The sequence below is a fragment of the Pseudoxanthomonas sp. JBR18 genome, from assembly GCF_028198165.1.
Classification (GTDB): Bacteria; Pseudomonadota; Gammaproteobacteria; order Xanthomonadales; family Xanthomonadaceae; genus Pseudoxanthomonas_A.
This window is the reverse complement of sequence record NZ_CP116339.1, coordinates 3,935,796-3,947,927: the sequence shown is the minus strand read 5'-3', so window position 1 is coordinate 3,947,927 and position 12,132 is coordinate 3,935,796. Positions and strand designations below refer to the sequence as shown.

Below are 12,132 nucleotides of genomic sequence, written 5' to 3'. Positions count from 1 at the left end.
AGCAGGGACTATGGCTCCGCGCCGGCCAGCGCTTCGTGCGTGGCGTACGACCTCCCTGGCGGCTGCCATCGCTGCGCTCGTCGCCGGTTGCGCCAGTGGCCCTGACTATCATGCCCCGGCGTTGCCGAAAACCGCAGCCGGGCCCTTTGTCAGCCAATCATCTGACACGGATGCCGCCGCAGCGCTGCCCGCCGACTGGTGGAAGCTGTACAACGATCCCGCACTCAACGACGTGTTGCAGGAAGCATTGTCAGCCAATACCAATCTGCGCGTGGCACTGGCCAATCTCGATCGCGCGCGGGCCATCTACAAGGAAGCGCGCGGCGGGCTTTTGCCCTCGACCAACCTATCGGCAGGCGCAGGCTACGGACGCGACCAGACCACCTGGACGGGCACCGGCCAAGCTCCCAAACAGTGGAGCTACACCGGCGGGCTCGATGTTTCCTATGAGGTCGATCTGTTCGGCCGGGTCAGGCGCGACATCGAGGCCGCACGTGCCGACACCGAGGCAGTCGCCGCTGCCTACGATGCCGCCCGGGTGGTGGTCGTTGCTGAAACGACGCGGGCCTATGTGGACGCTTGCAGCTATGGCGAATCCATCGACGTCGCGAACTCTTTCATTGCGCTGGCCAGGCGCAGCATGGATATCGTCAGCAGCCAGGAGCGCGCTGGCTCCGCATCGCATCTGGATGTGGAGCGCGCTGGCGTCACGCTGGCTCAGGCTCAAGCCGCCTTGCCGCCAATGCAAGGCCAGCGCGACGCCGCATTGTTCGAGCTAGCCGCGTTGATGGGTCGTACGCCCTCGCAAGTGCCGGAATCCGCGCGTACCTGCACCAAGGCGCCCGAGATTGCCGGTGCGTTGCCGGTCGGCGATGGCACTGCGCTGCTGCGCCGTCGGCCTGACGTACGTCAGGCCGAACGCCAACTGGCAGCCGACACCGCCCGTATCGGCATTGCCGTCGCTGACTTATATCCGCACGTCACGCTGGGCGCCTCGGGCAACTACCTGCGCAACGACTCCCTGAAGGGCAATCGCACCTGGTCGTTCTCCGTTGGTCCGCTGATTTCCTGGACGTTCCCCAATACGACCGTGGCACGCAGTCGTATCGCACAGGCGCGGGCACAAGACGCAGCATCGTTGGCCAGTTTCGATGGTGCCGTGCTGAACGCACTGAAAGAGTCGGAGCAATCGTTGAGCAGCTATCGCGCGGCGATGCAGCAGCGCGATGCCCTGGTCGAGGCGCGTGACCGGGCCGAAAACGCCTTCCGGCTGGCTGACCAGCGCTACCGGGCCGGCTCCATCAGCTATCTCGACGTGATCGTGGCGCAGACCAGCTTGATCGAGGCGAAGTCGCAGCTGGCTTCGGCCGACCAGCGAGTGGGCTCCGCACGCATCAGTGTGTTCAAGGCGCTTGGTGGCGGATGGGAACAGGCCGCGTCGCAGTCGCTTGGACAGGCGCCGGCGAGGCGGTGACGTCGCAGTCGCCGTTGCGCTGGCGCCCAGACCAACCGTGAGCCAGGCGGCTTTGGGTTGCGAAACAGCCGAGGTCTGGCATGGCGAAGGAATAACGATATGAAGCCGCACGATGACTCGCGTCGGATCGTTGACTTGATTGCATCATTCGGTAGCAAGAAGCTGCCATCAGGCAAACACAAACAGGCTGCGAAAGTCCGTGACGATGCCAGATCGCCGCCGTTGTCTCAGGAACAACGTTTGGCGGCTACCGGGCTGCGCGCGACGGTCACTCGTGCCAGTGTGTTGAGTGCCTTGGAGAGGGCAGCCCCGAGCTGTCTCGATGCCAGTCAGACGTATCTTATCCTCGGCACACAATTCAAAAGGCTCACGCTGGGATCGATCTACCGGGCTCTGAATGATTTATGTGCTGCTGGATTGTTGATTCGCACGGAAGGCGCGCGTGGGCGGGCGTTCTATGCAATCAAGCCGAAGGCGTCGAACGAACAGTGCGGCACACTTCGATGTCATTGTGGCGCGCGGCTGGTCTTCATCGAAGACTTGGCGTTGCGTGAACACCTGCGGTCGCTGGCATCCGCGGAGGGCTTTGCCATCGACGAGGAGTCGGTCTTTACCATCACCACGACGTGTGCGAAATGTCGGCAGCTCCGCAAGGGAGGTCAACTGACGATGGAGGGTGGCCGCTTGTCCCGAGCCAGGACAGCCTGATCCCGTCAGGAGGAGATTTCATCGGGAAGCATGATGCCAGGCACGGAAGCAAGCTCCCTGCCGCTCACGCGTTCCGAGAGATAACGTGCAGGAGGCTTGCCCACCGCCTTGCGGAACATGGTCACGAACCCGCTGGCGTTCTCGTACCCCAGTTCCAAGGCCACGGTTTGCACGCTCTCGCCCTTGGTCAAGCGTTGAAGCGCAAGAATTACATGCAGTTGCCGACGCCAGCGCCCGAAGCTCATTCCAATTTCGTGCAGCAAGAGACGGCTCATGCTTCGCTCACTCATGCCAATGCGGATAGCCCAATCGGCCTTTGAGGTCTTGTCCGTGGGATCGGCCAGCATCATTTCGGCGAGGCGGCGCAACCGTGGGTCGCGCGGCATGGGCAGATGCAGGTCTTCCACCGGCGCTGCCACCAACTCATCGAGTAACGCGGCAATCAATCGGTCTTCCCGTCCCCCCAGTGCGTATAGCTCAGGAAAGCCGGCGACCTTCAATAGCAACTCGCGGAGCAAGGGCGATACCGAAATCGTGCAGCAGGTTTTCGGAAGATCCGGTGCGGCGTCTGGCTCGACGAACAGGCAATAGCATTCCGTCTCACCCGCACCCCGCGCCGCGTGGGACAGGTCTCCCGGTATCCATATCGCGCACTGCGGCGGCACGATCCAGACACCGTCTTCGATTTCGCAGTTCAGGACGCCGCGAACGGAGTAGATCAGCTGCGCCTTGTGGTGCCGATGCTGCGCATTCTCCCAGTCCTTTGTCACCGATGTGGCGCTCAAGGCCACGACGGGGCGAGGGACGCTGTCGACGTCCCTGGGCACAATCACGTCACTAATGGCAACACTGGACATGGTGTGTGTTGATCCTCGCATTGGAGGTGAGGCCGCTGGCCGAATCGGGTAATATTCTGATCAAATTGCACAATGCCGTCCAGCCATCTCTGAGCATTCCCGCCCGTGTCGAGGTCGCTTTCCGCGTTCCCCGGCTAACGCCTGGATAGCCGATGGAAGGCGGGCAGGACTTGGACATCCGCTTCGACGACTCGGTGCTCGATGGACATCTGCTGCCGAACGCATGGCGTCCATCAAGGGCAGCTTTAGCAGCCGGGCCCGCGGGAACGCGCTGCCCGGCTTGAGCCATTGCATTCTTCGCGCACCTTCCGCCCCGGTCACGGCAAGCACGCTGAATTCGGCACGTGAACGAATCCGAATTCTTTCGGGCGTTGCATGCCGTGCCCGCCCTGGATTGAGAGGCTCGATCAGATCCGATGGGGTCATGACGTCGATCCGCGGCTGATGCGGTGGACGGGTCGAACGGCGCTGTTCTACCCGGGCCCAAGCGGAAGGGCCACCAAGCGCGGTTGGCGCGCTGCAGCATGGCTTTTGCCGGCTTCTTGCTTAGAGTCGCGTCTTGGCAAGTATCGATCCGCGGCGGATGGCAGGTCTTTCCGTCTTTTTTTGGAGGAGCAAATGATAGCGCTAACAGTTTTCCGGGCGAGGGGCATTTCGATCGGGCAGAAGGGCGAGATGGCATGAGCCTGTATGTCGGCCTGGACGTGGGCACGCAGAGCGTGAAGCTGGTGGTCTACGACCCCAAGTTGCGTGAAGTGGTGGCCACCACCTCGTCTGCGCTGGAGCTGATCAGTGAAGACGACGGAACCCGTGAGCAGCTGGCGCAGTGGTGGATCGACGGCATCATCGACTGCTTCGGCGCCGTCGCGCCGGAACTGCGCGATCGCGTGCGGGGGATCGCGGTCTCGGGGCAGCAGCACGGCTTTGTCCCGGTCGCGGCCGATGGCCAGGTCACCGCGCCGGTGAAGCTGTGGTGCGATACGAGCACCCACGCGCAGTGCAAGGAGATCATGGACGCGCTGGGCGGCGCGCAGGGCAGTGTCGCGCTCGCCGGCAACCCGGTCTTGACCGGCTACACGGCCTCCAAATTGCTTTGGACACGCCAGCACCGGCCGGAGGCCTATGCGGCCATGGCCACCGTGCTGCTGCCGCATGACTACATCAACTTCTGGCTCACCGGCGAGCGATTCATGGAGGCCGGCGATGCATCGGGCACCGGTTGGCTGGATGTGCGCACCCGCACGTGGTCACAGGAGATGCTGCGTGCCATCGATCCGGAGCGCGATCTGCGCCAGGCCCTGCCAGCCCTGGTCGAGGCGGGGACCACGTTCCCGCTTTCCGCCTCCGCCGCCAGCGCACTGGGGTTGCCGGGCGATGTGCGCGTGACCACCGGCGGTGGCGACAACATGATGGCGGCCATTGGGACGGGCAATGTCACGTTGGGACGGCTGACCATGAGTCTGGGCACGTCGGGCACCCTGTTCGCGTATGCCGACCGGCCCGTGGTGGATCAAGCGGCGCGCTGGGCCGCGTTCTGCTCGTCCAGTGGCGGCTGGCTGCCCCTGATCTGCACCATGAACTGCACCGTGGCCACCGAACATGTCATGCGCATGTTCGGCATGAGCCGCGCACAGTGCGAGGACGCGATCGCAGGCACGGCACCGGGTGCCGACGGCCTATCGATGTTGCCCTTCCTCAACGGCGAGCGGACGCCGGACCTACCGCAGGCGCGCGGCTGCCTGTTCGGCATGAATCCTCACAACGGCACCGCCGCGCACATGTATCGCGCCGCCATGGAAGGGGCCACCTTCAGCATTCGCTATGGCTTTGACGCCTTCGTCGACGCCGGACTGCAGTTCGACACGATCCTGCTCACTGGTGGCGGCAGCAAGAGCGCGCAGTGGCGCCAGATGGTGGCCGATGTATTCGAACTGCCGGTACACGTGCCCAACCAGCCCGAAGGCGCGGCGTTTGGCGCGGCGTTGCAGGCGCTGTGGGCCTGCGGCGATGGCGACGACGAACTCGCGACGGTGGTGCTGGAGCATCTGCAGGTGGATGCCTCCCTGTCCACACAGCCCGACCCGGGCCGCGCGAAAGCGTATCGGGATGCCTACCAGCACTTCCTTTCAAATCTGCGGGCGATCAGCCCGCGCGACGCCTGATGGCATTCCCCTAAGAACACGAGGATACGGACATGAGCAACATCCTGATTGGCGCCAAAGAATACTTCCCCGGCATCGGCTCGATCCCCTTCGAAGGGCTGGGCTCGGACAACCCGCTGGCCTTCAAGGTCTATGACGCGGGCAAGAAGCTCGGCGGCAAGACCATGGCCGAGCACCTGCGCTTTGCGGTGTGCTATTGGCACAGCTTCTGCGGCAACGGCGCCGATCCGTTTGGCCCGGGCAGCCGCAACTATCCGTGGGATGCGCCCGGCAAGCCCCTGGAGCGCACCGAGGCCAAGGCCGACGCGGCGTTCGAGTTCTTCACCAAGCTCGGCGTGCCGTACTACTGCTTTCACGATATCGACCTGTCGCCCGATGCCGAAGACATCGGTGAGTACGAGGCCAACCTCAAGCACATGGTGGCCCAGGCCAAGCGGCGCCAGGACGCCAGCGGCATGAAGCTGCTGTGGGGCACGGCCAACCTGTTCAGCCACCCGCGCTACATGAATGGCGCGTCGACCAACCCGGATTTCAATGTGGTCGCGCGCGCCGGCGTGCAGGTCAAGGCGGCCATCGAGGCCACGGTGGAACTGGGCGGCGAGAACTACGTGTTCTGGGGCGGCCGCGAAGGCTATGCCTGCCTGCACAACACCAACATGAAGCGCGAGCAGGACAACATGGCGCGCTTTTTGACCATGGCCCGCGACTACGGTCGCAGCATTGGCTTCAAGGGCAACTTCCTGATCGAGCCCAAGCCGATGGAGCCGATGAAGCACCAGTACGACTTCGACAGCGCCACGGTGATCGGCTTCCTGCGCCAGCACGGCCTGGACCAGGACTTCAAGCTCAACATCGAGGCCAACCACGCCACCCTGAGCGGACACAGCTTCGAGCATGACCTTCAGGTGGCCTCCGATGCCGGCATGCTGGGCAGCATCGACGCCAACCGCGGCAACCCGCAGAACGGCTGGGACACCGACCAGTTCCCCAGCGACCTGTACGACACCGTGGGTGCCATGCTGGTGGTGCTGCGCCAGGGTGGCCTGGCGCCGGGCGGGCTCAACTTCGACGCCAAGGTGCGGCGTGAGTCGACCGATCCGCAGGACCTGTTCATCGCGCACATTGGCGGCATGGATGCGTTCGCACGCGGCCTGGAGGTGGCTCATGCCCTGCTGGAGTCCTCGCCGCTGGAAGCCTGGCGCAAGGAACGCTATGCCAGCTTCGACAGCGGCGCCGGTGCGGATTTCGCGTCGGGCAAGCTGGATCTGGCCGCACTGGCAGAGCACGCACGCGGCAACGGCGAGCCGGCGCAGACCAGCGGCCGTCAGGAAGCCTACGAAAACCTGGTCAACCAATACCTGCTGCGCTGAGCGTTGCAGGGAGCGGCCATGGCGCTTTCGCTACTTGCCGCCCTTGGGGACCGCCGCGTCGAGCGGCGGTGCCACCGACTGACGTTGCACCAGTTGATGGGCGAAGACTTCGTTGACGATGTTGCGTTCGCTGGACTCGCCGCTGCGGATGCTGCGCAGCAGAATGTCCACGGCCGAGTCGGCCATGGTCTCGATCGGTTGGCGAACCGTGGTCAGTTCCGGCCACACCGTCGTGGCCGAGGAGCTGTCATCGAAGCCCACCACCGACAGGTCGCGCGGCACGTCGAGTCCGCGCCGATGGGCCACCGACACCGCAGCGGCGGCCATGTCGTCGTTGCTGGCGAAAATGGCGGTGGGCGGGATGCGGCGGGACAGGAGCTTTTCCGCGGCCAGCATGCCGGAGCGATAGGTGTACTCGCCGGGCTGCACCAGATGTCGGTCCAAGGGAATGCCCGCCGCATCGAGCGCGGCGCGAAAACCCTCGAAGCGATGCTCGCTGGCGGTCATGTCGCTACGGCCGCGGATGTAGCCGATGCGCCGGTGGCCGGCGGCGATCAGGTGCTCGGTCATCTCGCGCGCGGCGCCGAATTCGTCGATGCGCACGCAGCTGATGCGGTCACTGAAGCGTCCCGAGGCGATGGCCACCACGGGCACCTTGGCCCGCACCAATTCGTGTACGGCGGCTTCGGACTCGCACAGCGGCGGCGGCAGGATGACGCCGGATACCCCGCGGGCCAGGCGGCGGGCGGCAAGCCGCTCGCCTTCCGGGTCGAGGCCGTCCCAGTAGTCGATGACCAGCTGGATGGCGGTCCGCGAGGCGACGTGCAGCACGCCCACCAGCAGTTCACGGAGGTAGGCGCCGCTGGGATTGGTGTAGATCAACGCGATGCGCGTGTTCTGAGCAGCCGCGAGCGTGCTGGCGGCCAGGTTGGGCGTGTAACCCAGCTTGTCCACGGCGCGCAGCACCCGGGCACGGGTGGCCTCGCGGACATTGCCCTTGCCGTTGACCACACGCGAGACCGTCATCGGCGACACCTTGGCCAGCACGGCGACCTCGTCGATGGTGGTGGCGCGGCCCTTGCGACGGACGGATTTCTTGGGAATGTTCAAGGCAGGACCTTCCAGGTAGTTCGTTGGCGCCGGCGCAGCAGAGCTGCGGGGTTGGGGACGGGCGAGGGCAGGCGGTGCCGGTGGCCGGGGACCGGCCGGTCGGTCCCTGGCAAATCCATGGTAGCGGGAGCGGCTTTCAGCGGCGACAGTTTCCCGGCCTGCCTGGCCCGTGCGGAGGGGGGATTTCCGTGAACCAGGGCTGCTGCCGACGCGTCTGGCGCATCACCTGCCTGTTGGCGGTGGCCTTGCTGATGTCGGTTCAATCGGCCCACGCCGAGGACGGCTACGACCTGTGGCTACGCTATCGGTCGCTGCCGGCCACGGTCCTGCCTGCATACCGTGCGCTTGCGCGTGGCGTGCTGGCGCCGGCTGAAACAGCGACCCAGCGGGCCGCACGCGATGAATTGCTGCGCGGTCTTGAAGGACTGCTTGACCAAGGGCCCGAGCGGCTCGACGCGGTGAAGGCTGGCGGCGCCATCGTGGTGGGCACACCGGCGTCTTCTCCCGACATCGCCACGCTCAAGCTGCCGCTGGAGGGCCTGGGCCGCGAGGGCTATCTGATCCGCAGCGCGAAGATCGACGGCCATGCCGCCATCGTGGTGGCAGCCAACGACGACATCGGCACGCTCTATGGTGTGTTCCACCTGCTGCGGCTGCTGCAGACCACGCAGCTGTCGCAGACGCTGGCGGTCCGCGAACGCCCCGACCTGCAACTACGCGTGCTCGACCATTGGGACAATCTGGACCGCAGCGTCGAGCGCGGCTACGCCGGACAGTCGCTCTGGGACTGGCAGAAACTGCCCGATTGGCTGGATCCTCGATATACCGACTATGCACGCGCCAACGCGTCCATTGGCATCAACGGCGCGGTGCTGAACAACGTCAATGCCAGTGCCCAGAGCCTGACGCCACAGTACCTGGCCAAGGCCGCGGCATTGGCGCGCGTGATGCGCCCCTACGGCATCCGCATCTACCTGAGCGCCAGGTTCAGCGCACCGATGGAGATCGGCGGGCTGACCACGGCCGACCCGCTGGACCCGCAGGTGCGGCGCTGGTGGCGCGACAAGGTCAGCGCGATCTATCGCGCCATTCCGGATTTCGGCGGGCTGCTGGTCAAGGCCAATTCCGAAGGGCAGCCGGGCCCACAGGACTACGGTCGCAGCCACGCCGACGGCGCCAACATGCTCGCCGATGCACTGGCGCCGCATCATGGCGTGGTGATGTGGCGCGCGTTCGTCTATGCGCACGAAGACGCAGGAGATCGTGCCAAGCAGGCTTACGACGAGTTCGTGCCCCTGGATGGCGAGTTCCGTCGCAACGTGTTGCTGCAGGTGAAGAACGGCCCCATCGATTTCCAGCCGCGCGAGCCCTTTCATCCGCTGTTCGGTGCCATGCCGCGCACGCCGCTGATGATGGAGTTCCAGATCACCAAGGAGTACCTGGGGTTCGCCACGCACCTGGTGTACCTGGGGCCGCTGTATCAGGAGACGCTGCGCGCCGATACCTACGCGCAGGGCAGGGGGTCGACGGTGGCACGGGTGATCGACGGCTCGCTGCAGCAGGCCGGCATCAGCGGCATGGCGGGCGTAGCCAACGTCGGCAGCGACCGCAACTGGACCGGCTCGCAGTTCGACCAGGCCAACTGGTATGTGTTCGGCCGCATGGCCTGGAACCCGATGGCCGACGCGCGCCAGGTGGCCGATGACTGGGTGCGCATGACCTTCTCCAACGCGCCGCAGGTGGTGCAGCCGGTGGTGTCGATGATGATGCGATCGCGCGAGGCGGCGGTCGACTACATGACGCCGCTGGGGCTGGCGCACCTGATGGGCCGTGGTCATCACTACGGCCCGGCACCATGGGACGCGGGCAGCGAGCGGCCCGACTGGGATCCGGTGTACTACCACCGGGCCGACGCGCGGGGGATCGGCTTTGACCGCACCGCCAGCGGCAGCAACGCCGTGGCCCAGTACGCCGCGCCCGTGGCGCGTCGGTTTGCCGACCTGTCCCAGGTGCCCGAGCAATATCTGCTGTGGTTTCACCACCTGCCTTGGGACTATCGCATGCGCTCCGGCCAGACCCTATGGGCCGCGCTGGTGCAGCGCTACGGGCACGGCGTGGATGAGGTCAAGGCCATGCGCGCGACCTGGGCATCGCTCTCTGGCCAGATCGATCCGCAGCGCCATGACGAAGTGGCCGCCTTCCTGGCAATCCAGCAGCGCGAGGCCATGTGGTGGCGCGATGCCTGCGTGGCGTACTTCCAGAGCCTCAGCCAGCGTCCGTTGCCGCCTGGCGAGCCAGCACCATCGCACCCGCTGTCCTACTACACGTCGTTGTCCTTTCCGTTTGCGCCGGGGAACACCCAATGAGCGGCTTTCCCCGTGCCTTGCCTTGCCGCGTTGTGGCTCACCTGGTTGTCCTCGGTGCGGCGCTGGCCACCCTCCCGGCCAGCGCCGCGTCGTTGTTGGCAGCGCCCTTCCAGGACCATGCGGTCCTGCAGCGCGACCAACCCATCCCGGTCTGGGGCCAAGCGGAGGCTGGCGCAAACATCCAGCTGCGCATGGCCGATCGCACGGTCCGTGTGCGTGCCGATCGCAACGGCGCGTGGCGGGCGCAACTCCCGGCCCTGGCCGCCGGTGGTCCTTACGAACTGGAAGTGAAGGCCGCAGGACAGGTGCAGCGTGTCCAAGACCTGCTGGTCGGCGATGTGTGGCTGTGTAGCGGCCAATCCAACATGGAACTACCGGTCAATCGCAGCCTGGACGCGCTTTCGGAAATTGGTGGCGCCGGCAACGACCGCATGCGCCTGCTGACCATTCCCAAGATCAGCAGCCCCATGCCCAAGCCTGGGTTCGAGGCGGCGCTGAGCTGGAAGCCCGTGACGCCGCAAAGCGTGGCGGACTTCTCCGCGGCCTGTTACTACTTCGCGCGCGAGCTGCAGCAGCACCAGGACGTGCCCATGGGGCTGATCAATGCGTCCTGGGGAGGCTCGAGAATCGAGGCCTGGATGAGCGAGGACGCCTTGCGTCAGGCGGGCGGCCACGATGCGGCGCTGGACGTGCTGTCCCTGTACGCGCGCGATCCGGCGGCCGGCACGGCACGCTGGGGGGCGCTGTGGCAACACTGGTGGCAAGGCCTTGCTGGTCAGGCCACTGATGCGCCGTGGAAGCCGGATGCGCCAGGGCCGTGGACCGCGGCCACGCCTTCCCCGCAGTGGCTGGCGCCGGCACTGGCGGACGTGGTCGGCGTGGCCTGGTATCGCGCCATGGTGGAACTCGATGCCGGCCAGGCCGCGCAGGCGGCGGCATTGGAACTGGGGCCGGTCGATGAGATCGACCTGGCCTGGGTCAATGGCGTCGTGGCCGGCAGCGGCTACGGAGCCGATAGCGGCCGGCATTACCCTTTGCCCAGCGGCACCCTGCATGCGGGCCGGAACACGGTGGTGGTCAACGTCGTCAACACCTATCGACTGGGCGGGATCGGCGGCCCGGCCGCGCGCCAGGCCTTGGTGCTGGCCGACGGGACGCGCGTGCCGCTGGCCGACTGGCACTACCGCACCGTTCCCAAGGAAATTGGAAATCCGCCAACGGCGCCGTGGATGTCGGCCTCGGGCATGAGCACCTTGTTCAACGGCATGGTCGCGCCCCTGGCGGGTTACGGCCTGCGTGGCGCGCTCTGGTACCAGGGCGAGTCCAATACGGGCGAAGCGTCGCGCTATGCCGGGTTGCTGGACCACTATCGCAGCGACCTGCGCGCCTACTTCGGCAAGGACTTGCCGCTGCTGGTCGTACAACTGGCCAATTTCGGCCCGGCGCCGATCCGGCCTGGCGCCAGCGAATGGGCACAACTGCGCGAGGCGCAGCGCGCAACAGTGGCGCAGGACGCCCATTCGGCGCTGGCCGTGGCCATCGACATTGGCGAGCGTGGCGACATCCATCCTGCAAACAAGCAGGAGCTGGGCCGGCGGCTGGCGCGCGCGGCGCGGCACGTGGTCTATGGCGAAGCGATGCCGGCGTCCGGCCCGGTGCCGCTGACGGCTCGGCACGAAGGCGATGCGGTCTCGGTGCGCTTTGGCCAGGTGGAAGCCGGACTGGTCGCTTATGGCGGTCTGGGTCCGGTGGGGTTCGAGGTTTGCGGCGCCACCCAGGCCAGTTGCCGCTATGCCAGTGCCCGGATCGAGGGCGACCAGGTGCTGCTGCGCGCCGAACAGGCTGACCAGGCCACCCGCGTGCGCTATGGCTGGGCCGACAGCCCGGTGGTCACCCTTTACGACGGAAACGGCTTGCCGGCCGGGCCGTTCGAACTTCCCATCCCATGAAGGCCGCGGCACTGCCATGACCATCAGCGCAACCCCGATCGCCCAATCGACTGGCTTCATTGCACCCGCCGCCCGGCGTGGCGCGGCAGGGCCACGTCCCACCAGACGATCATCGCGACCTCGCCGATGGGCCGCG

8 protein-coding genes are annotated in these 12,132 nt (G+C 66.1%); 6 read left to right on the top strand and 2 right to left on the bottom strand.

All coding sequences use genetic code 11. The features are described from left to right. Positions 1-10 precede the first annotated feature (10 nt). Both PJ250_RS17815 and PJ250_RS17810 read left to right on the top strand, forming a co-directional pair. Entirely contained in the window at positions 11-1,474 is a 1,464-nt protein-coding gene (locus PJ250_RS17815; protein WP_271648693.1) for an efflux transporter outer membrane subunit, read from the top strand. 99 nt (positions 1,475-1,573) lie between these two features. Beyond that, on the top strand, positions 1,574-2,182 hold the full coding sequence (locus PJ250_RS17810) for a Fur family transcriptional regulator (RefSeq protein WP_271645941.1): 609 nt from the start codon (positions 1,574-1,576) through the stop codon (positions 2,180-2,182). 5 nt (positions 2,183-2,187) lie between these two features. On the opposite strand, the gene PJ250_RS17805 is transcribed toward PJ250_RS17810, so the two are convergent. Next, entirely contained in the window at positions 2,188-3,039 is an 852-nt protein-coding gene (locus PJ250_RS17805; RefSeq protein ID WP_271645940.1) for an AraC family transcriptional regulator, read from the bottom strand. A 680-nt stretch (positions 3,040-3,719) separates the two neighbouring features. Here PJ250_RS17805 and xylB point away from each other — a divergent pair. Beyond that, a complete protein-coding gene (xylB, locus tag PJ250_RS17800) occupies positions 3,720-5,201 on the top strand; it encodes a xylulokinase (RefSeq protein WP_271645939.1) in 1,482 nt (493 codons plus the stop codon). A gap of 32 nt (positions 5,202-5,233) precedes the next feature. Further along, positions 5,234-6,571, top strand: a complete 1,338-nt coding sequence (xylA, locus tag PJ250_RS17795) for a xylose isomerase (RefSeq protein ID WP_271645938.1) — start codon at positions 5,234-5,236, stop codon at positions 6,569-6,571. Between the two features lie 30 nt (positions 6,572-6,601). Here xylA and PJ250_RS17790 read toward each other — a convergent pair whose 3' ends face one another. Next, positions 6,602-7,681: a LacI family DNA-binding transcriptional regulator gene (locus PJ250_RS17790; protein WP_333909490.1), complete on the bottom strand. Its 1,080-nt coding sequence runs from the start codon at positions 7,679-7,681 to the stop codon at positions 6,602-6,604. Between the two features lie 221 nt (positions 7,682-7,902). On the opposite strand from PJ250_RS17790, the gene PJ250_RS17785 reads away from it, so the two are divergent. Together PJ250_RS17785 and PJ250_RS17780 are read left to right on the top strand one after the other, a co-directional pair. Beyond that, positions 7,903-10,047, top strand: coding sequence for an alpha-glucuronidase family glycosyl hydrolase (locus PJ250_RS17785; protein WP_271648691.1), 2,145 nt, complete (start codon positions 7,903-7,905; stop codon positions 10,045-10,047). Beyond that, entirely contained in the window at positions 10,044-11,996 is a 1,953-nt protein-coding gene (locus PJ250_RS17780) for a sialate O-acetylesterase (RefSeq protein ID WP_271645937.1), read from the top strand. The genes PJ250_RS17785 and PJ250_RS17780 overlap by 4 nt, the downstream gene beginning before the upstream one ends. Positions 11,997-12,132 lie beyond the last annotated feature (136 nt).